This is a genomic window from Clostridium sp. MF28, assembly GCF_002969175.1.
Taxonomy (GTDB): domain Bacteria; phylum Bacillota; class Clostridia; order Clostridiales; family Clostridiaceae; genus Clostridium; species Clostridium beijerinckii.
The window spans coordinates 2,739,146-2,765,054 of sequence record NZ_CP014331.1; the positions used below are offsets into that span (position 1 = coordinate 2,739,146).

13 protein-coding genes are annotated in these 25,909 nt (G+C 31.4%); 5 read left to right on the plus strand and 8 right to left on the minus strand.

Going from position 1 to position 25,909, the window contains the following annotated elements:
• The first annotated feature begins 70 nt into the window (after positions 1-70).
• Positions 71-1,030 (plus strand): DNRLRE domain-containing protein, encoded by a 960-nt coding sequence (locus AXY43_RS11855; protein ID WP_023974295.1) that lies wholly within the window; start codon positions 71-73, stop codon positions 1,028-1,030.
• 150 nt (positions 1,031-1,180) lie between these two features.
• On the opposite strand, the gene AXY43_RS11860 is transcribed toward AXY43_RS11855, so the two are convergent.
• Entirely contained in the window at positions 1,181-2,776 is a 1,596-nt protein-coding gene (locus AXY43_RS11860) for a peptide chain release factor 3 (RefSeq protein ID WP_023974296.1), read from the minus strand.
• A gap of 529 nt (positions 2,777-3,305) precedes the next feature.
• Between AXY43_RS11860 and AXY43_RS11865 the strand changes: the two genes are divergently transcribed.
• From AXY43_RS11865 to AXY43_RS11875, 3 genes are all read left to right on the plus strand, one after another.
• Entirely contained in the window at positions 3,306-5,189 is a 1,884-nt protein-coding gene (locus AXY43_RS11865; protein WP_105411576.1) for an N-acetylmuramoyl-L-alanine amidase family protein, read from the plus strand.
• 529 nt (positions 5,190-5,718) lie between these two features.
• On the plus strand, positions 5,719-7,509 hold the full coding sequence (locus tag AXY43_RS11870) for an N-acetylmuramoyl-L-alanine amidase family protein (RefSeq protein ID WP_105411577.1): 1,791 nt from the start codon (positions 5,719-5,721) through the stop codon (positions 7,507-7,509).
• 314 nt (positions 7,510-7,823) lie between these two features.
• A complete protein-coding gene (locus AXY43_RS11875) occupies positions 7,824-9,773 on the plus strand; it encodes an N-acetylmuramoyl-L-alanine amidase family protein (protein WP_077867907.1) in 1,950 nt (649 codons plus the stop codon).
• A gap of 271 nt (positions 9,774-10,044) precedes the next feature.
• Here AXY43_RS11875 and AXY43_RS11880 read toward each other — a convergent pair whose 3' ends face one another.
• A complete protein-coding gene (locus tag AXY43_RS11880) occupies positions 10,045-10,917 on the minus strand; it encodes a glycerophosphodiester phosphodiesterase (protein ID WP_039770707.1) in 873 nt (290 codons plus the stop codon).
• 382 nt (positions 10,918-11,299) lie between these two features.
• On the opposite strand from AXY43_RS11880, the gene AXY43_RS11885 reads away from it, so the two are divergent.
• Entirely contained in the window at positions 11,300-12,622 is a 1,323-nt protein-coding gene (locus AXY43_RS11885) for an ISLre2 family transposase (protein ID WP_105411578.1), read from the plus strand.
• 306 nt (positions 12,623-12,928) lie between these two features.
• Here the strand turns inward: AXY43_RS11885 and AXY43_RS11890 are convergent, their stop codons facing one another.
• The 6 genes from AXY43_RS11890 to AXY43_RS11915 form a co-directional block, all read right to left on the minus strand.
• Positions 12,929-13,996 (minus strand): InlB B-repeat-containing protein, encoded by a 1,068-nt coding sequence (locus AXY43_RS11890; protein ID WP_077854093.1) that lies wholly within the window; start codon positions 13,994-13,996, stop codon positions 12,929-12,931.
• Positions 13,997-14,087: 91 nt separating this feature from the next.
• Entirely contained in the window at positions 14,088-17,405 is a 3,318-nt protein-coding gene (locus tag AXY43_RS11895; protein WP_105411579.1) for an Ig-like domain-containing protein, read from the minus strand.
• A 315-nt stretch (positions 17,406-17,720) separates the two neighbouring features.
• A complete protein-coding gene (locus AXY43_RS11900) occupies positions 17,721-19,826 on the minus strand; it encodes a cell wall-binding protein (protein WP_105411580.1) in 2,106 nt (701 codons plus the stop codon).
• Positions 19,827-20,098: 272 nt separating this feature from the next.
• Positions 20,099-21,406, minus strand: a complete 1,308-nt coding sequence (locus AXY43_RS11905; protein ID WP_103698823.1) for a methyl-accepting chemotaxis protein — start codon at positions 21,404-21,406, stop codon at positions 20,099-20,101.
• 256 nt (positions 21,407-21,662) lie between these two features.
• Entirely contained in the window at positions 21,663-23,894 is a 2,232-nt protein-coding gene (locus tag AXY43_RS11910) for a cadherin-like beta sandwich domain-containing protein (protein WP_105411581.1), read from the minus strand.
• A gap of 322 nt (positions 23,895-24,216) precedes the next feature.
• A complete protein-coding gene (locus tag AXY43_RS11915) occupies positions 24,217-25,638 on the minus strand; it encodes a cadherin-like beta sandwich domain-containing protein (RefSeq protein WP_105411582.1) in 1,422 nt (473 codons plus the stop codon).
• Positions 25,639-25,909 lie beyond the last annotated feature (271 nt).

A 25,909-nucleotide genomic window follows, 5' to 3' on the forward strand; every position in this document is an offset into this window, starting at 1 on the left:
GAACCTGTTTTTAAGTAATGTGAAGTAATACTATAATAGTGCAATAATATCGAAGAAATGGAGGTTAATAATGAATAGTATTACAATTCCAGCTATTAAAAGCTTAAGCATTACAAATAAATATTCTGATAAAAGTTTAAATGGAGATAAAATAATAGTAGGCACTGATGGTAACTATAACTACTACAGTTATTTGTTTTGGGATATCTCATCGATACCTACTAATGCTACAGTTTATAATGCAAAGCTTACGCTTTTCAAAACTGATAATTTTTATTATGATACTAGTAAAAAATTCTCCATAAGTCCGCTCTATGAATACTTCAGTACTTATACAACTTATAATAATTCTCCTAATTATGATCATTATACTGTAATAAACTTTTATCCATTGACAGATAATATATCAGTAACAATAGATATTACAACAATAGTTTCGTCATGGGTAAAAAATAGTTTGAAAAATAAAGGTATAATACTATATGGAAGAAATGAAGATATATTCACAAGCTTCGGATCTGTAAAAAGTTCAGACAACTATCTTATGCCATTTATAATAGTAAATTATGATCCATATTCCCCCAATAAATGTTTAAAAAAGGAATGTACTAATAAATATTCTAAGGATTGTTGTAAAAAAAAATATAACGATGAATACTTCAAAGATGATTGTTGTGAGAAATATATAAAAATATGCAAAGAAGAACTTGAATCGATTTTATTTAAAGTTTGTAAAGAAGCTTGCGGAGGTAATTGCAATCCATTCCCCTCAAATACCTCCATTACTAGAACGGTACGAGTGACAGGAACTGTAGCTCCAACATCAGTTTATTATATAGTTGTAGATTTACAAGTAACTCGCGCTTCTAGTGGACAAGTAAATCATTATTATGTATCAGATGAGTATGATAATTCCTTAAATAATACTCCTCTTCCTATAGATAAAACGTATAATATTGCTGTAAGCCCTCCTATTCAATCTGGTGATGCAGAAGATGTGATTTTATATGGTTCCTATAAAGGCTTTTAGTTCCTAGAATTTATATAATAATAATGAGAGCTTTTAAAGCACATAAAAAAATAATCATGACATTTTGGACTTGTTATTTTCTTTAATCTGCCTAAGCTCTCATTATTTTTACATATTTACTTGTAATATAAATCTGTTAATACATAGTTTTTAGTCCTCACTTTTTCCTACACCAGATAAGATTAATCCCTTATTATGTTCTAGTGCCCAGCTTATACCCCAGTCATTTTGGAATATAAGAAGATTTCTATCCTTAAAATCTTTAACCTTCTTAGTATCAGAAGTTAAGTTCAATGAATCCATGTTAACATCTTTATTTTCAATCCATCTTACATATCTGTAGTCTAATCTATCCATTTTAACATCAACATTATATTCGCTATTTAATCTGTATTCTAATACTTCAAATTGAAGCACACCAACAACTCCAACTATTATTTCTTCCATACCAATGTGAATTTCCTTAAATACTTGAATTGCTCCTTCTTGGGCGATTTGAGAAACACCTTTTATAAATTGCTTTCTCTTCATAGTATCTACTGGTCTTACTCTTGCAAAATGTTCTGGTGCAAAAGTTGGAATTCCTTCAAATTTAAATTTCTTTGATGGTGCACATAGTGTATCTCCAATTGAAAATATACCTGGATCAAATACACCGATTATATCTCCTGCATAAGCTTCTTCAACAATTTCTCTATCTTGAGCCATAAATTGTTGTGGTTGAGCTAATTTAATCTTCTTTCCACCTTGCATGTGGTATACATCTTCACCTTTATTAAATTTACCTGAACAAATTCTCATAAATGCGATTCTATCTCTATGAGCCTTATTCATATTTGCTTGAATTTTAAATACAAAAGCAGAGAAATTATCATCAAATGGATCAATAGTTCCACCACTTGAATTTCTAGCAAGTGGTGATGTAGTCATTTCTAAGAAATGTTCCAAGAATGGTTCCACACCAAAGTTAGTTAATGCTGATCCAAAAAATACTGGTGTTAATTCTCCACGACGTACAACATCTAAATCTAATTCATCTCCAGCAATATCTAAAAGCTCAATATCTTCCATCAATTTATCGTGAAGAGCATCTCCCAATATTTCTCTAAACTTAGGATCATCTGGTGAACCTTCTATTGCTTCAACTTCATTTTGACCGTGATTTCCACCATTGAAAGCTATAATCCTGTTATTGTCTCTTTCGTATACTCCTTTGAATTCCTTACCAGAACCAATTGGCCAATTCATTGGATAAGTTTTAATTCCAAGTTCATTTTCAATATCATCTAATAATTGGAATGGATCTTTAGCTTCTCTATCCATCTTATTTATAAATGTAAAGATTGGCATTTCTCTTAAAGAAGCAACATGGAATAACTTTCTTGTTTGATCTTCTATACCCTTAGCAGCATCTACAACCATAACTGCTGAGTCTGCAGCCATAAGAGTTCTATATGTATCTTCTGAGAAATCTTGGTGACCTGGGGTATCTAATATGTTAATACAGTGATTATTATAGTTAAATTGCATAACTGAAGAAGTAACTGAGATACCTCTTTGCTTTTCGATTTCCATCCAGTCAGAAACTGCATGCTTAGATGCCTTTCTGGCTTTAACGGAACCTGCAAGTCTAATAGCTCCTCCATATAATAAAAACTTTTCTGTAAGTGTAGTTTTACCTGCATCAGGGTGAGATATAATTGCAAAGGTTCTTCTTTTCTCTATTTCTTTTATATAATCAGCCAACGCTAAATCCTCCTAAATTTATAATCAATTAATTCATAAAATTTCTACGAAAATTATTAAAAGTACTTTATCTACATCGGACAAGTCCTCCTAAATTTTATATATCATTATTTTAAAATGATAAAACCTATATAGCTTTATTTAAAATTTATAACTTCATTTATATATACTTATACGACTTCATTATTAACTAAATTATTATATCATATGAAATATATTATGTACACTTTATGCAGTATATTTACTTGAGCCTATCCTTTATTAATGCCAGATAAACTAATCTATTAAATAAGATTGATTATAAAAACCAAAAGTAAATAGTAACAAAAATTTAATTATTTGTTTAGATTAAATTTATATTTTCATAACATTTTTGTCACTTTTTTACTATATAATGATTTAATGGAACATAAACTAAATCATATTATATTAGTTTCTGTTAGTTTCAAAACTTTTAGATTAAATTATAAGTTTTGTTAACAAATTTTATTTTTATATTAAATTTTTAATTATTAGGGAGGAAAAAATTATGTTTAAAAGAGCAAACAAAATTACATCTTTATTAATAGCAGCTGCTTCAGTTATGTCTTTAGTTCCTGCTTATGCCGCAGATGTAAAGAAAATTGATTCAGACGATGGTACTGTATACAATGCAGTAGCTTATAAGGACGGTAAGTTCTTTGTTGATGGAGAAATTAACGATGACGAAGAAGCTTATTATGTATCTGATGGAAAATTTAACAAATTAGAAGATATTGATTCAGGAGATGACGCTGATCTATTCGGAGAAAAATATCTTGATATAAATGATGGAGATTACACTGTAGATTTAGATAAAGGTAGTATAACTGATGATGATACTAAGGGCGATACTGCAGACGATGCTGCAGAAGATTTAAGAAAGAAAGTTAAAGATGATACTGATGACAGATATGATGAAGATTTTGCTAAAACTATAGTTGATGAAAATGAAAGTGATACTGAAGATTTGACCAAAATGAATATAGTTCCAGGCGCTAAATATAAAGCCCCATGGTACTACACACAGTATAAAGCAGCAGATAAAGCTGTGAATGATAATGTTAATGGACTAAAAGGAACAGATGCATCAAAACAATTTTTTAATGTTTATACTGATACAAAAGGTGGTTACATTGATGCTGACTATAACTTAGGAAAAGTTAAGGTTACAACCACTGCTAATGGTGCATCAACTAAAACAGAAACAATAGAAAATACTAATGATAACTACGATGCTGCTGGTAAGGATGATGCACTAACTGCAAGTGTATCCCAAGATAAAATATTAACACAAGATGATGATTATATTTATAGACTTGCAACTATAAAAGTAAATGTAACTACTGATGCCGGTGCTACAGCTAGAATAAGCGAAATAAATGGTGTTGAACTTAACCCTGAAAACGCAAACGACAAACCGCAAATATTTACAGTTGAAAATGATGGAAGAACTGTATCATTCAAGGCTATTCAAAAAATATCCAAGGCTCAAGACTCCGACGATGTGGATGGAGCTAAATATGCAAAAACTGTGACTACTTATGCACTTTCTGATGAAGATGGTAAAAACCTAGATGCTAAAGACTTATTCTTAAATACTGATGGCACTATCAATGAAGATACTAAATTTACTGTAGCTAATGGAAAGCTTATAGCCTACAATACAGAAATGAATGAGTATAAAAAAGTTGTTGTCAGAGCATATTCATTAAAAACAAAGGGCGGATACTACTATGCCGACGAAGAAGATGAAAGTAAAGAAGATTGTGAAGTAAGTTCTCAAGATGATAAGACATCAGCTGTTCAAACAGACGTTGATGGAAACCTATGGAGATTAGATGGTGGATATATCTATAAATTTGATAATACAGATGATTGGGACAAGGTTTATAAAGTTGATGGATCTTTCGATGAACTTTCAGTTTATGATAAAGACAATATAGCTGCTTGGAGCGAAGATGATGATGTTTACTCATTAATAGGTGGAAAATCTTCTGATGATGATAATAACACTACTCCTCCAACTACAACTTCAGGATGGGTACAAGCTGGTGATGGAACTTGGACTTATAATAAAGAAGATGGAACTAAGGCTACTGGCTGGTTAAACTTAAATGGAGTTTGGTATTATCTAAATACTGATGGCGTTATGGCTACTGGTTGGTTAAACTTAAATGGAGTTTGGTATTACTTAAATCCATCAGGAGCTATGGCTACTAGCTGGTTAAACTTAAATGGAACTTGGTACTATTTAAATTCATCAGGAGCTATGGCTACTGGTTGGTTAAATGATAATGGAACTTGGTATTATTTAAATTCATCAGGAGCTATGTTATCTAACACAACTGTTGATGGTTATGTATTAGGCTCTAATGGAGCTTGGATTAGATAGTTTTAATCTAATTTTTCTTTATAAAAGGACAAGGTTTTCTATACTGTCGTTTATATACAATACATCCTTATCTAAACGATGGTACAGTTTTCCTTGTTATTTTTTTATGTTATAAACAATAACATTTTTATATCTAAATTAATGTCTAACTGCACATATTCCATACTTATCTAATTTTTCACTCCTATATAACACTATTTTTATCTTAAATTCTTTATAGATATCAGAAATTCATAACCTATTCCTATATTTCTAATTGATTATCCTTTATAAACTCACACCAAATTTTATATAAAAATATCACGTCAAGCTGCTGTAAAAGGTACCTAATGATACTTAAATGGATGTATATTATATTAAAATACAAATCATTATCCCCTTAATTTTCTTATAATTCTGATATTTTTCCAAAAAAGGTACTAAATTTTTCACATTCAATCTGTATAATATAGTGAAAAAGTTAAATATCACTTTTAATTTATAAAAAATATTATTTAAATAAAATATTATATAAAACGGAGGACAAATTATGCTAAAAAGATTAACTAATGCAACATCATTACTAGTAGCTGCAGCTGCTATTATTTCAATAGTACCTGCTCATGCGGCTGATTATAAAAAAATCGACTCACAAGAAGGTACTATATACAGTGCAATAGCGTACAAAGATGGTAAATTTTATATCGATGGAGAAGTTAATAACAAGGATGAAGCTGCTTACTATTTAGCAAACGGCAAATACAATAATCTATCAGATATTGATAGCGGGTCATCTTCTGACGTCTATGGTTCTAAATATGTAAATGTAGAAAATGGGGATTATTTTATTAATTTAGATAACGGCTCCGTAACTGATGAATCTATAAAAGAAAATGCAGAAGATGATGCCGCTTCAGCCCTAAGAAAGAATCTGAAAAAAGACAACGATGGAAGATTCAACAAAACTGAAGCTGAAACAATCCAAAAATTAACGAATGCAGAGCTTCCAGGGAATAAATATTCAGATCCATGGTATAAATTTGAATATTCAAAAGACAATTCAACAAATGGTGCAATTACTAAATTAAATGTATATACTGATGCTCAAGGGAACTACATTGATGCTGATTATAATTTAGGATCACTAAAAGTAACTACAGTTGCATCTTCATCTACATCCAAAACAATAACTGTAGCTAACACAGACGATACTTATGATGCTGATGGCACTAATTCTATTACAGGAAAAGATAAAATATCAGCAAGCGTTGATACTTCTACAGGAAAAGTCATTGGACAAGATAGTAGCTATATTTATAGAACAGCCAAAATTACTGTTAATGCTGCTAATGGGGCTAAAATAACTAAAATAAATGGAATGGATGTTACTGTTGATAACGGGCATACATTTACTGTAAACAATAGCACATTGGGTTCTGGCACTAGTACAGTAAGTTTCAATGTAATTCAAAAGATATCAAAATCACAAGCTTCAGGTAACATTGATGGAGCTAAGTACGCTAAATCAGTAACAACTTATGTTATTTCTGATAAGGACGGAAAAAATGAGTCTTTTTCCTATGATAAGTATACTATTGCTAACGGGAAATTAGTCGGATATACAGCTAATAGTTCAAATTTAAAAGTTAGAACGGCAACATTAACGTCAAAAAATGGATATTATTATGTTGATTTAGCTGATGAATCAAGTGAAGATGTTAAAGTAAATGGTTCTAAAAGTGCTGTTGATACAGATGTAAGCGGAAACCTTTGGAGATTAGACGCCGGATATATCTATAAGTGGGATAATAATGAAGACTGGACAAAAGTGTATAAGGTAGATGGTTCTTTTGATCAAATGTCAGTTTACGATAATAATAATATCGTAACTTGGAATAAGAATAATGAAGTTTATTCGGTAATAGGTGGAAAAGAGACAATTCCAACAACCCCAGCTGAACCAACAACTCCTGTAATAAACAAAGGATGGGTTAAGACTGATGCAGGATGGACTTTCTACAACACTAATGGAACTCAATTAAAAGGACAATGGGTTAATGATTCCGGAACTTGGTACTATATTAAAGCAGATGGTATCATGGCTACTGGCTGGATCAAAGATGGATCAACTTGGTATTTCTTAACTGGGTCAGGTGCCATGAAAACTGGCTGGTTGAATGATAATGGAACTTGGTATTACTTACAATCATCAGGTGCTATAAAGACTGGTTGGTTAAATGATAATGGAACTTGGTACTATCTAAGCGCATCAGGTTCAATGTTATCTAACACAATTGTTGATGGATATAAATTAAATGCTTCAGGCGCTTGGATTAGATAGAGGATATCTTAATAATTGGGCTATATCAAATCTATTTGGTATAGCTCTTCTTTCATTCGATATTCAGATCTTATTTATAAAATCAACCTCCTTAAGATTTTCTTAAGACACGTTAAGAAAATCTTAAGAAAATTTACCACTTAAAAAAGTACCAAGTACTGTTTAAAGAGTTGTATATTATAGTGAATGACAAAATCTTACCTGTATATTAATAATATTACATTTAATTGATTATTCATTCATAACTATTAGCTAAATATTTTAATTAGCTTAAATACTATTAAATTTTATTTTCATAAGAGGAGGACAATATTATGATAAGAGGAATGGGAAAGGTAACATCACTATTAGTAGCAGCAGCAACAGTTGCTTCATTAGTACCTTTTAGTGGCGTTAATGCTGCTGAGATAAAAAGAATTAGCGCTGATGATGGGACTATCTATAATGCAATAGCATATAAGGATGGTAGAGCTTATATTGATGGGGAAATCAATGATGATGAAGAAGCTTACTATTTAGCTAACGGTAAATTTAATAAATTGGAAGATGTTGATTCAGGAGATGACGCAGTTCTATTTGGAGAAAAATATTTAGATATATCAGACGGAGACTACACTGTTGATTTAGATAAGGGTACTGTAACTGATGATGACATTAAAGGTGATACTGAAGATGATGCAGCTGCTGCTTTAAGAAAAAAAATAAAAGATGATACAGATGATAGATATAACGAAACTGAAGCAAATACTATTAAAGATTCAAATCATGGTGACCTATTCGATTTAATTCCAGGAGCAAAGTATAATAAAGTTTGGTATTATACACAATATAAAGCCGCTCAAAAATCTATAGATAAAAATGTTAATGGATTAAATGGATTGGATGTAGCCCATCAAACATTTAATGTATTTACTGACGAAAAAGGTAATTACATTGATGCGGACTATAACTTAGGTAAAGTTAAGGTTACAACAACTGCTTCAAGTGCTTCAGGTACTACATTAACAAAGACAGATACAATAGAGAACACAAACGACGCTTACGATGCAGCTGATGGAATTATTAATGGAACTAATATTAGTGGATCTGATAAATTAAGTGCAAGTGTTGTTCAAGATAGAGTATTGGCACAAGATAAAGATTATATATATAGACTTGCAACTGTAAAGGTAACTATTACTACTGGTGCGGCTGCTACAATTAGTGAAATAAATGGTGTTAAAATTGATCCAAATAATAGCAATGATATATTTAAAGTTGAAAACAACGGACAAGTTGTATCTTTCAAAGCTATTCAAAAAATTTCAAAAACTCAAGCTTCTGGTGATGTTGATGACGCTAAATATGCTAAAACTGTAACTACTTACGCACTTTCTGATAAAGATGGTAAAAAGTTAGATGCTGAGGAATTATTTATAAATACTTCAGGTAATATAGTTACTACAACTAACTATACTGTAGCTGGAGGAAAACTTATAGCTTACAATTCTGAAATTAATAATAATGATAAAGTTACTGTTAGAGCTTATACATTAAAATCAAGCAGCGGATTCTATTACGCTGATGAGGAAGATCAAAGCAAAGAAGATTGTGAAAACAGCAAAAACCAAGGTGCTGCTGTTCAAACAGATGTTGACGGAAATCTTTGGAGATTAGATGGTGGATATATCTACAAATTTGATAATACTGATGATTGGGACAAAGTATACAGAGTAGACGGATCATTTGATGAATTCTCAGTTTATGATAAAGATAATATCGTTGCTTGGAGCCAAGACGATGATGTATATTCAGTAATTGGTGGAAAACAGTCTAATAGTGATCCTGATGATACTCCAGTAGTAAAAACAGGATGGGTGCAAGCTACTGATGGAACTTGGACTTATAATAAAGAAGATGGAACTAAAGCTACTGGTTGGTTAAACCTAAACGGAACTTGGTACTATTTAAAAGCTGATGGTGTTATGGCTACTGGCTGGTTAAACTTAAATGGAACTTGGTATTACTTGAATTCGTCAGGTGCTATGGCTACTGGTTGGTTGAATTTAAATGGAACTTGGTACTATTTAAATCAATCGGGTGCTATGGCTACTGGCTGGGCTAACGTTAATGGTACTTGGTATTTCTTAAACGGTTCTGGTGCTATGCAAACTGGTTGGTTAAATGATAATGGAACTTGGTACTATCTATATTCAAATGGTGCTATGGCTGCTAATACAGTAATTAACGGATATAGATTATCTGCAAGCGGTGCTTGGGTATAAATTATCAGATATAAACTATACGCTTAATAATATACGTAATATATTAACCTAAATAATATGCTCTTTTAAACCTCTCCTAGGTTTACTATAACAAGGCTGTCTCAAAAGAAATAGATACTTTTGGAGACAGCCTTACATTTTAATATAACAGGATTCAAATTCTAAATCTAATATAATTTCGTTTACATAAAAGTAAATATAATCTTTAAATTATTGATCATAGTTATTTTGGAGGTTACCCTAAATTATAATTTCCTAATATTAAAAACTTTTATAATAATGTATTTAAAAGTTCAACTTCATTCGTAATTATACTATCTACTCCAACCATTATCACCTTTTTCATATCAACTAAACTATTAACCGTATATGGATTTACTTTTATTCCTGCATCTTTAATTTCTTTAATATATTCTTCGTTTAATATACTTGAAAAATGAGGATGATAACAATCAACGGAAATGGCTTTCAAATATTTAGGTACATTAACTAGTATAGTTTCTGTCAGAGCACCTAAAGTGATCTTTTTATTATTCTCAAGTTTTCTTACTTTTACTAAACTAGTATGATTAAAGCTTGATATTATAACCTTATCTCTTAAATTATATTCATCAATCATAGACAAAACTTTTTTCTCTAGTCCTTTATATTCTATGACACTATTCTTAAGTTCCAAATTTAATACTTTCAAATCAGAGTCTGCAACAAGCTCTAATAGTTCTCGCAGAGTTGGTATTTCCTCTCCACCTCTGTTTTGAAAATATTCTGCTTCTTCCATAGTATATTTCCCAACCTTATAGCTACCGACTTGTTTACCTTCCTCATAGTTTCTTTCTGTTGTCATATTTAACTTTAAATGTGCCATTTCCTGCAAAGAATCATTCTTTAAAAGTTGAATTTCCGGTACACTTTTAGTTCTAAATATCTTTAGTTCATCTAGAGTATAATCTTTAACAAAACCATGGCCATTTGTAGTTCTATCTAAAGTCTCATCATGAAGTATAATTGGAACTCCATCCTTAGAAAGCTGAACATCTGCCTCTATTCCATCAGCATTATACTCAATCGCTTTTTTAAATGCCAACATTGTATTCTCATCAAACTTTCCACTATAACCTCTATGCGCAATATTTAAAATCTTCAAGTTATTCCCCCCTTGTTAAAATATAATTTATCTTACACAATTCCCCTAATATACATATCTTACACTAAACATAACTATATTACCATAATGAATATTAGTTTCATGATTCTTAATTAAAAATAATTTATAATAACACACTCTATATTTATTATATTTTAAATATAATTATAGTTTAATTTCTGCATTTTATTCTGATTAAATACTTAGATAAGTAGAATTTTAAATATAAAAAATACCTGCCAAGGTTAGAGTATAATTTTAGTAGGCAAAGATAATAAAGAATACTATATAAATAATAAAGGAGATGCAAAAGCATCTCCTCAATACATAAATTATCCATTATAATTAAGTTGACGAAACTAAATAGAATAGAGTTAGATTTATGTATGAATTAAGTTTAAATGATAATGGATTTACTTTCAAGGAGTTAGAGAAAAGAATTTATAAATATGCTTGTGATGAAGCTTGCAATGCATTAAAAAGCATATTAGAATCCTTGGATGAAAAACTACTTAATGAAAGAGATAGCAAGGTTTACCGTAATAAAGGCCGTAAGCAAACTTGTTTGAGGACTATTATGGGGAATGTAGAGTATTCTAGGCGTGTTTATGAATTAAAACTTGAGGATGGTAAGAAAGCAACTAAATACCTTTTGGATGAGTATTTAGGAATGGATACTATAGGAAATGTTTCTATAAATCTCGTAGAAACTATTTTGACTAACGTGGCGGATGTTTCTTTTAGAAAGACATCTGAGAATATTAAAACTATGTGTAATCAAGAAATTAGTGCTCAAGGCGTTTGGAACGTAGTTCAAACAGTTGGAGAAAAGATTAAAGAACTAGAAAATCGTAAAATTGAACTAGATGATAAAGGTGTGTTAAAAGGCGAAAAGGAAGTACCAGTATTGTTTCAAGAGCAAGATGGAGTTTGGCTCTATCTTCAAGGTAAAGATAGACCAAAAGGGAAAAATAAAAAGAAAGAGTTAAAACTAGCAGTATCATATACAGGCTGGACTTTACGTCCAGGAAGCAAAAAAGAATATGTAGTTGTTGATAAAACTGCTTGTGCAAGTTTTAGTAATTCTAGCCACTTTAAAAAGCTTGCTAGCGCAACAATTTCAGAAAAATACAATGTAGACGAAATTCAAACTAGAATATTAAACGGTGATGGAGCAAAGTGGATTAAGGCAACTTGTGAGGATCAAGACATTCATTTTCAACTAGATCCATTTCATGTAGGTCAAGCAATTATGCGTAAGGTAAGTGATAAAAGAACCCAAAAGCAATTATTAAAACTATTTAGAGAAGGTAAAATTGATGAAGGTCTAGAAGCTATTGTAAATATGATGACACTTACAAATGAAGAAGATGTTTCATTTAAGAAGCTTACTGAGTTATATGATTACTTAGCTCACAATAGAGATGGATTAACACCATATAAATTAAGAGGTAACATAGACATGCCTACGGCGCCGGAAGGCATAGAATACAGGAATTTAGGTACAATGGAACATAATATTTGTGATGTATTAGCTCAAAGGATGAAGGGCAGAAAAATGAGCTGGTCTATTAATGGTGCAGATAATTTATCTAAAATATTATCTGAAAAATTTAGTAATAGGTTGTTTGATACTGTGGATAAAATCTATAGAAATATTATTCCTGATAATGTTATTGATACAATAGTTACAAACTACCATTAACAGTATTTCAAGCAAATAAAGAATCTAATAAATGTAAGGTATATAAGTGTAATAGCGCACAAATTCCGTACAGCGGAGCTGCCACAACGCTAGGTAGAAAAATAGTGCGTGATTTATGTGGATTAAAATCATTTAGTGATATTAGTTATAGTTAAGTATAAAGCGTGTGTAGGGAAATTCTAAAAATATGATGTAAAATAATGGATAATAAATTAAATAAAATTCTTGCCAACTTTTACTTGACTCAAACCCTGCCAAGAATAAGTTTGTTCCAAGCATATTCTTGTGCAGGTCTATACATACTTTTTATTGACCACTTATTTTTATTTCTTTAGTTCCTATAACTCCTGAGCCATCAGTTGCAACTGCTTTTACAATAACTTTTCCATTTGATACCGCTATTAGCTTGCCAGTATCACTTATTGTTGCTGATCCATCCTCGTTTACAACTAACCACTTTACTTTTTGATTATCTGAATTGGTAGGATATACCTTTTTACTCATTTGTAAACTTCCACCCTTAGTGGTTATTGAACTCATCTCTGTAGTTCCAGAAACTGGTCCTAAAACTACTATATTGTCTACTTTTATAGTAGTTTCATCACTTGTGTTTTCATTTTTCTTCCACTGAGAATATAATGTAATATCTTTAGTTATTTTTATTCTATCATCATACTCGTAGCTTGTACCATCGCCATCACTTTTTGTATTCCATTCAATGAAAGTATACCCATTTTTAACTGGTTTATATAAAGTAAGCATTGTATCTTCATCAACAGTTTTTGTCCTAAGTAACTCATCATCATCGTCCTCAGCCTCAGGATCTTTAAACTTAACTTTATATTGTTTTTTTACTTCCTTTGAAGGGTCTGTAGGAATATCCTTTGACATTTTTGAGTCCTCATCAATTATTTGATTTGGTACATATGGAAGTGTATTATTTCCATAATAATCAAAACTTTTAGTCGGTATTGGATAATCATTTCCTATACAAGCTCCACTATCATCAAGGTTATAGATCCTTCCATTTATAATAGAAGTTCCCTTCTGCATTGCACCGTTTTCTGAAAATATATAAATCTTTCCTTCTATTTGAATTACACCTGTTTGCATTACTCCACTTAGATCAGTATAATACCACTCTCCGTTGTCAAGAATCCATCCAGTTCTCATTAATCCATAAGAATCAAAGTAATACCAAATTCCGTTTATTTGCTTCCATCCTCCATTAGCATAACCATACATATCTGCATAACTCCAACTCCCATCATAGTTTTCAATCCATGCAGCTAAAGACTTTACTGGAACTAAAGTAATTAATGATGAAATAGCAAGACTTACTGCAATAGATTTCCTTAAATATTCATACTTCACAATTAAGTTCTCCCCCTTATCTTTCCTAATTATTTGGTCAAGTCATAAAACTACAACTTGACCATTTTTCCTTTAGTATTTTATACACTCTTTAACTATTTGGATTTATTATTATTGTTTTTGTAACTGATATTCCTGATCCATCATCAAGAGTTGCTTTTATATTAACGCTGCCTTGTTTTAAAGCTGTTAAATCTGCTGTTAAATCTCCAGTTGAATTAATAGTCGCAAGATCCGTATTTGTTCCGTCTATATTACTTATAGACCATATCACTTTTTTACCTGTTACACTAGTTGGGCTTATAACTGAAGTCAATTTCACTGTATTTCCAACAGCTACTGTATTACTTGATTGATTTATTGTAATTCCAGATGCTGCATTTATTGTTACAACTGACTGTCCGACAATTCCAGACCCATCTGTTGCAGTCGCATTTACAGTAACCGTTCCATTTGATACTGCAGTTAAAATTCCATTACTATCAATTGTTGCTTTTCCTGTTACAGGCGTTACTGACCAAGTTATTGCTTTATTAACTGCATCTGTTGGCCCCACCGTTGCTAGCATTTGTAATATACCATTTGGAATAACTATTGTAGAAATATTTCCTGTTCCTGCCACAGTTATTGTCCCTACTTTACCACTTATAGTTATAGGCAGGCTTCCTACAACTTTTGATCCATCTGTTGCAGTTGCATTTACAGTAACTGTTCCATTTGATACTGAGGTTACTAGCCCATTGCTATCAATTGTTGCTTTTCCTGTTCCAGGTGTTACTGACCAAGTCACACTTTTACTAGTCGCCCCTGTTGGTTCAAAACTTGCAGTCATTTGTAATGTTCCGCCATCCGTTATTTCATTTCCACTTCCATCTGGTGCATTAACTGTAATTTTAGTGACTTTAACTTGTGGAATTACTTTTACTGTTATATATTTGCTAATTCCTTTTCCATTATCTGCAGTAGCTATCACCTTAACATCTCCAGAAGATACTCCTGTTAATAATCCTGAAGAGGTAATTGTTGCTGTTCCCGTTCCATTGGAAACAGACCAGTTCACTATTTTATATGTTGCATTATTGGGATCTACACTAGCGCTCATCTGCAATGTTCCACCAACCACTACTTCTGGAGCTTCATCAGGACTTATTATTATGTCTGTTACATTTGTAATTTGTCCAGCTATTCTTACAGTTGCACTTCCAATTGCGGTTGTGCCATCTGCATTTATTACACTTGCTTTTACTGTAACTGTTCCATTAGTCACTCCTCTTATATTTATAGAACTTCCTACTGTTCCACCTTCAATCTTAGCACTTCCGCCATCACTTCCACTAATAACTTCCCAATTTACAGCTTCTGATTTTGTGGTAGCATAACTTGGCAATAAACTAGCTATCAATTCAAGTGTTCCATCATCTTCTGGTATTGATAAAGCCACTCCATCCTTTGTTGCTATATTAATCTTGGTTGCAGCTATATTACTATCTATGCCACTTATAGTGACTTCAATAGTACCACTAATACCAGATCCATCAGTAGCGATCGCTTTTACTGTTACTTTTCCATTTGATTTTGGAGTTAATTCACCAGTATTGGCATCAATTGTAGCACTTCCTGTGTTATTCTCAACAGACCATGCTACCGCACCATTAGTTGGATTTTTTGGTAATACAGTTTTATTCATGGTTACTTTTCCAGTTCCTGTTACTGAATCTGGTCCATCTATAGTAATTTTAGAAACCTTAATTTTTTGACCAATTATAGTAACATCTTTAGTTGCAACTACTCCACTACCATCCAATGCTTCTGCTTGTACAGTTACTGGTGTTCCATTTGTATTTGTTACCGCCTTTAAAAGTCCAGTTGAACTATTAATTGTGGCTTTGTCTTCTCCAGACTTAATCGACCATTTTACTGATTTGTTAGTTGCAGTAGTTGGAGTTATATTTAAGTTCAATTGTAATGTTCCACCATCTTCTGTAATTGCAAAATCAGTTTTAGTTGTAGTAATCTCCATATCGGTTACCAATATCTTTGTACTTTGTCCGCTTATCGTTACTGTCATACTTCCAACAACATTATTATTTGAAGTTGCTTTTACTGTAACTGTTCCATTAGATATTGCCTTTAAAAGCCCAGTTGAAGAATCAATAGATGCGCTTCCTGTATTATTTTGAACTTCCCAAGTTACACCCTGATTGCTTGCATCTTCTGGAGACACACTTGCCTTCATTTGAAGAGTTCCTCCATCAGTTGTTATTGTTGATTCTCCTGATTGACCACTTACTGTAACCTTACTTACTGGAACCACTACATCTGTGTTTGTAACTGTAACTACCTTTGTTCCACTTACATCAGAGCCGTCCTTTGCAGTTGCCTTCACCATAACTGTACCAGCTGATACTCCAGTCAATACTCCATTGCTATCAATAGTTGCTTTTCCAGTTTCATCAGAAACAGACCATGTCACATCTGCATTAGTAACATTACTTGGTGATACTTCTGCTGTCATTGTAACTGATTTATTTACAGTAACATTTGAGTTTCCTTTTATATTAATATCTTCTACATAAACTGATGTATCTTCTTTCCATTGTGCATATAATATTATATCTTCTTCTACTTTTATACTATCATCTGCATCGTAGCTCTTTCCAGATCCATTGCTTTTAGCATTCCATCCTGCAAAAATACGTCCATCCTTAGTTGGCTTATATAAGTCAAATGACTTACCATATTTAACAGTTTTAGTTTTAAGCTCTGATCCATCTGAATCTTTAAGTAAAACTTTAAAGCTTCTTCCTTCATTTGGATTGTCATCCGATTCAGTTTTATCCTCAATAACTTCATTAAATTTCGAGTCAGTTGGAGAGGTAATTACCTTATTGTCAGTATTCTTCAATACCTGAATGCAATTTCCTGAATCATCATACTCTTTTTCTGGAGTTGGCATTTTAGTTCCAACGACTTCTCCATCAGAACCAATAGTGTAAAACTCTCCATTTATAACTGTATTATTTGTCTTTATCGCTCCGTTATCGTCAAAAATATAAACTTTTCCTGAGATATTAACAATTCCTGTTTGAATTACACCACTTGAATCTGCATAATACCATTTCTTATTATAATTAATCCACCCAGTTTTCAGTGCTCCATCATTTTGCAAGAAGTACCATGAAGAGCCTGCTTTGATCCATCCTGTTTGCATTTTCCCATTTCCATCAAAATAATATATCTGTCCGTCAATCCTCTTCCATCCTGTAACTTTTTGATTATCTTGCATATAATAAAAATTCCCTTGATAATCATTTACCCATTCGGCTGAAGCCCTTAATGGAATTAGAGTGAATAATGTCATAGAAATGGTAATTGCTGAAATTATTTTATTTATAAACTTCCATTTCATCAAATCTACCCCTATCTTATATTTTTCATAGTACCTTATATTAAAAAGTACTTTTGTCTTACCATAATTCAAACAACTATTATAATAAAATTTAACAGAGATAATATGTACTTTTGAACAATTGAATTCTTATCACACAATTATCCAAATAATATTCCTGAATTTATCTTATTACTCTATTTATTATCGAAGCTTTTTTGAATAACTATATAGATATAATACCATTTTACATTAAATATCCCATATTGAGTATAATTTAAAAATCTAAGGAGGAAGGTTGCCGTCTTCCCCCTTAGATTTAATTCATGACTTCAATTAATATAAGGTTCCATCTGAACCAAACACATATTTTGTTCCATCTATATATCTTGATCCCGTTACCATTTCTCCATTAATATTAAAATAATAGTTTTTACCATCAATAACTACCCATTCATTTTTTTTCATTACACCCGTACCTTCATCTAAATAATACCAATTATTCTTAGAATAAATCCATCCTGTTTTCATTGAGCCATCATCATTTGAATAATACCAATTTCCATTAGCTCTAAACCAACCTGTCTGCATTTCTCCTGATGTATTCTTAAAATAGTACCAGTTACTACCCAAGTTAAGCCAATCACTAGCTGCCTGTCCATTATCTTTTAAATAATACCATTTTTCATTAGACGATTTCCAAATTGAAGTTGACATTGATCCATCATTATTAAAATAATACCAGTACTCATCAACTTTAAACCAGTCCTTTACCATCTTCCCATCAGCTTTTAAGTAATAATATTTACCATTATAATTGACCCACTCCATCTTTTTAACGGCTCCATCTTCACCAACATAATACCAATCATCACCATCTTGTACCCATTGGTTAAACAGTTCACAGCCCTTTTTCTTATCGAAGTAGCACTTCTTACCATCTACAATCTGCCAACCTGTTTCCATGGCCCCATCAATTCTATTAAAATAATATATTTTTCCATTTATCTTTTGTACACCTTTTAAACTAACTCCATCTTTATCATAATAATATATATATCCATCATGTTTTCCCCAGCCTTTATCATTATCATACCTATCAAACACTTTATCCCAAGCATCATCAACATCATTATTCTTATCTTTAAGAGCATCAGTAAGATCATCTAAGGAGTCATTTATGTCATTTATCCCATCACTTATTCCATCTATAGTTTTATCAAACTCATTTTTACCTTTATCTATCAAGCCGCCAATTTGAGTATTTATATCTGGAATCATATTGTATGTCCCACTTTTTATCATTCCCTTTATCTTATCCCCAACATTACCTAGATTAACTCCATCAATCATCTTATCTAATAAATTCTTTTCGTAATCTCCAACTACAACAGCATATTTATAACTTTTATTTGCTGTGATATCTCCGTTTTTAGTTAATGATAAGCTTAAAATAGAGAATTTAGTTCCATCTATATCCAAAGGAAAACTTAAGCTGCCACTCAAATTAGTAACACCATTAAAATCAATAATATTTAAATCTTTATTTATTTTATCTGAATCCCCCTGTTTTGCCTTTAACATATTATAAATTGGGTTATTAATTACATATACCTTGTTGTTTACGGAATCAATAACATTGATACTCATACCATCACCAATAACTTTAGAACCATTATCTAAATTAATTACTTTTGAATAAGCCGTTGTACCTACTGCTGGATTAAATGTCAATGAAGGAACTATATCAATGCTGCTGTAAGATGCATTCCTCACATTAGCACTATAAGTATTTACGCAATATGCGCCATTTCCTACCACAGTATTAACTATTGATCCCACTAACCCCTTTACCACAAAGGCCTGAGCTATAACATCACCTGAATTATTTTTCCCAGTATACTGATATATAGGGATATTCTGAAATCTGCTCTTAATAACACTTGGTAATGCTGCTTGTAAGTTTTTCTCCACTATAGGTTCGATTACGTTTTTAAGCGTTTCCTCTGGTATAGTACCTCCTGTAGCCGATTCTGCCTTCGATACAACTGCATTTGTTATTGGATCTTTCAAAACCTCATAAACTTGTGCTGAAATTTCATCAACTAGCGAACCCGACAGATTGTACGATAACTTGCCACATTCCTCATTGTCGATTGACTTTGCTCCTTTACTGCTAAACATCAATTTTACTCCATTTTCTAACTGAGGGTTTATAGTTCTGTTTTCAGCCATTCCTATAAGAGTATCTCCATCAGGAACCATTGATCCTATATCAATTCCAGAAAGAGCTATGTTATTAGTTTGGGGATTTAAAATTATTTTTGAAATATCATTAGTCTCCGCTTTAACTGGAGTACTGAAAACACTATTTGGTATTGTAGCTATAATACTTGTCCCAATTAATACAAGTGCCAATATTTTATTAATTCTTCTTATCATGCCAATCGCCTCCAAAATATCTATATATATTATATCATTTATACTGATGAGTTTAAATATTCTAACAATATATAGCTATTTTTAATGTACATTATATGATGTAAAATTCATTAGCCAAATAGCTAATTACATAATTAATGATATAACTATGTTTACGAATTTAGTTATAAATATCCGCATAAAAATAACCATATCGTGATACAAAAATTATATCTTTGATATAGTTATTCTAAAACTCTTTAATTAATTTATTCTTTAAATATTTATTATTATTATTTTAATTTAAATTTTTGTACTAATTCAGTTAAATGCATTGCTATCTGAGCTTGCTGAGTTGCTGCATTGGCTACTTGCGATATAGCTGATGAACTAGTTTCTATTTCTGATTGTATTTTCTCGCTATTCACAGAAGATTTTTGAACATCTGCAGCTGTACTTTGAAGTGCTTCATTTATCTGCTCGACTGTAGCTTCAACCTCTTGAGCCATTGATACTAGTTCCTCTGACATTGAGCTTACAAAGTCTCCATCATTGCTATACTTTTCTCCGATCTTAGCATAATCCTGTAACTGCTTATCAACTTCACTCGACATAAAGTTAAGTATATCATTACTGTTATCTGAAAGATTTTTAACTGCGTCCTGTATCTTAGATATTGTATCTTGAATTGTAAAAACAGTTTGGGAAGATTCCTCTGCAAGTTTTCTAATTTCTTCTGCTACAACTGCAAATCCTTTTCCTGATTCTCCTGCTCTAGCCGCTTCTATTGCTGCATTTAATGCCAAAAGATTAGTTTGCTCCGCAATATCAGCTATAGCCCCAGCCATAACTTTAACTTCCTCAACAACTCTTGCATCTTCAATTGCCTTTATTATATCTTTTTCTTTTTGTTCTCTTATTTGTGTTGTATTTGCAATAGCAATTTTACTATCTTCCTTGACCTTTTCAGCTCTTCTTTTAATCTTTTCAGCATTTGTACTTCCATCGGCTGCTTTATTTGCCAAACTTTCCATACTAGAATTAACTTCTTCAATAGAAGCAGCAATCTCTTCTGCCGTTGCACTTGTTTCCGTCATTGTAACATTTATATTTTTGGATGAATTATCAACTTCATCAAGCTTGGCTGATACTTCTTCTACATTCGCAGATAATTCCTGACTTAACCCACTCATGTTACAAGCTTCATTTAAAATAGTTGAAATAAGATTTTTTACATTCTCCTGAGCAATATTCAGTTCCCTTGCAGTAGCTCCAATTTCATCATATTTAGTTATTTCAACACCTTCTGAAAAATCATAGCTTGCCAACTTCATAGCAAATTTCTGAAGAGTATTTAGTCTTGAAATTATATTTTTATGCATATAAAACCCAGCAAAAATTGCTGCAATTATACTTATGATACATACCACTACAGTTGTCGTAATATCTCTTGCCAATGTATCTCCATTAGCAATACCATTTTTTATATCACTAAGCTGCTTAAAATTCACTATTCCTGATATAAATACCAAAATAGACATAATTACATACGAAACTTGAAGTTTAACCTTTAGTGATACATTTTTTTTCTCTTTATTCATTTTGTCTCCTCCTATATGTACCTTTCAATCTAATTGCATTCATTTATAAAATATTTTAATAAATGTATTCATATTTATAGATGGTGATTGACTATCCTACACAATTTTATGATATCATTATTTTTTCCTACATTCAACTAATACAAACATAACTCTACAATTATAACATTATTTGGACATATATATAAATTTCAGCTTATCCTTTGTACAAAAATAAAAGTGATATCCTATCATAAGATATCACTTCTATTCTTAATTATGCATTATTCAAATTTATCCATTGCCCGTCAAGGAAAAGCATTCCAGTCTTCATAACTCCACCCGCATCGAAGTAATAATTCTTTCCATTTATATTCTTCCATCCAGTTATCATTATTCCACTATCATCTAAATAGTACCATGACTTTCCATTATATAACCATCCTGTCCTCATACTACCATCATCATTCAAGTAGTACTTATTTCTATCATAGGTCACCCAACCTTTTTGCATTACCCCATGATCATCCATAAGGTACCATTTACCCTTATATTGTGCCCAAGCTGTTTGCATTTCTCCAAAGTTATTAAAGTAATACCATTTTCCATCGTAAGTAGCCCATGTATTAACCCTCATAGCTCCATTAGCTTCAAGGTAATACCAATATCCTTTGTCATAAAACCAACCTGTTTGCATAATACCATCTTTATTTAAATAGTACCAATTACCAGAATCCTGTATCCATCCAGTTTGCATATACCCGTTTATGTCTAGGAAATACCATTGATTGTCATACTTAACCCACTGATTTTTAATTTGCATACCAGCTGCATTATAGAATGTCCAATTTCCTCCAACAAGTACCCACTGGTTAGTTCCTTCTATATCTCCTCTAATTACACTTAACTTATAAGTAGTCGTTGTTTTTCCATCTTCAGCAGTTACTTCAACAACTACAAGATTTGCTCCTATATCAAGTTTTATGTAATCAGATTGTCCATTAGTATACTCTTTACCATTTATCTTAATCTTTGCTTTGTCATTTTGTGAAGTATACATAACTCTTACTTTTTCAATATTTCTAGCAACTTTAACACTGTATAGATAAGTCTCAGGATCAAATTTTGGTGACATTGTTCCGTCTGTTACAGAAAGACTCGCTAAATTCACATTGTCTTTTGGATATCTTCTTGTAATATTTAATACATATGTATTGCTATTTCCTTTAGAATCTGTAACTTTTACATTTATAGTATTTCCACCTTCATCCAAGCTTATATAAGGTGAAGTTGCACCGCTAGGTACTTTCTTTCCATTAACCGTAATTGTCGCATTAACATCCTCTGCTGTTGGAGTAACCCCTATTGATGTAACACTATTATCGACGGTTCCTGAATATTCATATATTCCTTTATTAAAAGCAGGAGTTAGAGTTCCTGATGTCAGTGTCAACCCAGTAAGCTGAGAACTTCTAAATAAAGCTGTACGGGTAACTTTAATATTATATGTACTTGTATCACCATCCTTAGTTGTAAGGATAACTTCAACATCATTTTCTCCTTCATCTAGCTTTATGCTTTGGCTCTTACTTCCACTTTTTACAGTCACACCATTGACTTTAATAGTAGATGAATTATCTACAGCTATTGGTGTAAATGCAATTGTTGTTTGAGTAGTTGGTACTTGAACTGTATAGTCATACGTATTTGAATTGAATGCTGGAGATAAAGTACCTGCTGACGGCACTAATGACTGTAATTTTGCCTCTCCTTTTTTAGTTATAATCAACTTATATTGTCTAGAGATATTTTGGGTTGTCACACCTATACTTATAACATTATCTCCACCAGTTAAGTTTACAGTCGCCTCTGCAGCACTATTACCGCCATTAGTAGAAAAATTCATTGGCGTATTATTATTGTCAAACAACTGAACTTTCGCCATTTTAACATCAGAATTTATATCAGAAATATGATAGTTTCCATTTGCATCTGTTTGTGTAAAAAATAAATTATAAGTTATTTTACCATCTAATGTAACCCTTAAACTTTGAAATGAAAGAGAAGAATCCGCTTCAAATTTCATTCTTATTGGATAGGTAACTTGTTTTCCTGAACTATCTTTCATAACCACCGTAAGTGTAAAATCGCTATAATCAGTTATTGTATTTACTACATAATCATTTCCTCCACTTGAGTTTGCTACTGGCTTAACATTCATAAAACTTGAGCTACTTTGAACACTTACAATAGAATAACCAGAATCAGCTATCAAAGTGAAATTTTGACCTATTGGAAGAAACTCACATACATATCCATCTTTCTCGTTTCCATCAATATTTTTAGTTTTTCCGTTCACATCTCCTATGTGAAATTGCAGACCTTTTATTTGAGTTTCATCAGTTGCACTAGCTTTCTGCAAATTTACTGTCTGCATAAGTGTAAAAAATACAGTAAAAATTAATAAATAAGAAGTAATCTTATTAAGATCGATTTTTTTTGCACTCATTAATACGTCCCCCCATCTTATGTTTACGAAATGTATTATCATCCATTTCTAATGCATTTAAACACCAGAAACAGTATATTCAAATTCATAAAGTATATAATCTATTACTATATTTATTATCGAATTTTCCTAAAGTTTCTTTAACTAAATAAACATAGACATCCTGCCTTTATTCGTACTTATTTCCTCTATAATATACAAATTTCCTTGGAAATATTGGTTCCTTTTTGACTTTTATTCTAATATATTCTGTATTTCCTACTATAATGTTACACAAAACTTGTTTTTTCAAATAATTAAAAGTCAGATTTAGATATGGTAATTACCCAAAATTCACGGAACCATCATTATTAAAATTATATATATATCCATCGATTTCTATAGAGCTAGTCCTCATAGCGCCATCCTCATTAAAATAGTAGTACTTGTCATCTTTATAAAGCCATCCACACCTCATATTACCCGCGTAGTTCAAATAATACCAGTTATTTTTCCAATATACCCATTCTCCAGCTTTCATACTTCCATCAACATTCAGAAAATACCATTGATTATCTTCATTTACCCATCCAGTATTCATGGCACCCGATGGATCTAAATAATACCATTGTCTTCCATAATATATCCACCCTGTTCTCATACTACCATTACGCTCCATGAAATACCAAGTTCCATTACTGGTTATCCATCCTGTTGCCATCGTGCCATCGTCTTTCAAGAAATACCACTTATCATTATCTTTAATCCAACCAGTTTTCATTACACCATTATTATCTAAAAAGTACCATTCATTTTTATAATATAACCATCCAGTTTGCATTTCTCCATTTGCCTCCAGATAGTACCACTTATCGTCATCTTCCATCCAACCTGTTTGCATATTTCCTCTACTGTTGAAATAAAAATAACTTTTATATTTATTATCATAATACCAAGTATTCTTCAAACATTTACCCGCAGTATCATTGTACCTCCATCTTCCATTTACTATTACCCATTGATTCGGCTTTATTACTGCATTAATTGTATCCTGAACATTAGGTGTTACTGGAATACCTAAGTACATATTTAAAGTATAATTCCCAATTCTTTGAGTATCATCATCTTTAACCCCTAGATTAATAGTATATTTTCCTATACCATTAAACTTAACCTTTATAGAATCATTGCTTAATTGCTTTCCATTAGCTGTCATTGAATAGTTTCCATCCTCTGGAGTTGCCTCAAGCTCCATTATATCTGTTCCTTCATCTAACTCTATATTATAAAAATTGGTGTTTTTATCAAATCCAATATTACTATCATTTATATTGATATCCTTTAGATAAACAGCATCTTTTCCTCCCTTATAAATATACACATTATAGGTAGATGTTGCATCGCTCCTATTATCTAAGACTTCTATTTCTATCTTATTTTTACCTTTTACTAAAGGTACGACTTTTCTATAACTATCATCTCTAGTTACTATCTCTCCATCAACCTTAACCGTATCTAGCAAATCATACGGTTTAGCCTTAATTAATACTTGATCAATATCATTACCAACATCTGTGACATATGAGTATTTATCTTCTGAAAAATCGAGATTTCCTCCATCACTTAAATAAATATCTTTTAAAGAAGGATTATCTTGTTCTGCATAAACCTTTGTCATAAGCAAATTCAAAGAGCTTGTCTGTAAAAATGAAACGCTATAAATAATAAAAAATGTTAAAATTATCCTTCTGACCATTTTACTCATATTCTGCCCCCCCTTTGTCACCACTTAATATTTCTAAACTAAATCTCTATATTTAATATATAAATAGAGTATAAATTCTACAGATACTCACTTCTATATGTATATTAATAAGCTGTGAATCCAATATGATTAATTCTATTTTTATATTTCTTCTAATAATAATGTTACCATTATAATACTTTACTGTAAACGCAGATGAATAATCTTAAATCTTAATTTTATATTAATTTTACTTTAACACTTTAGTAAAAATACTATTTAATGATACCAC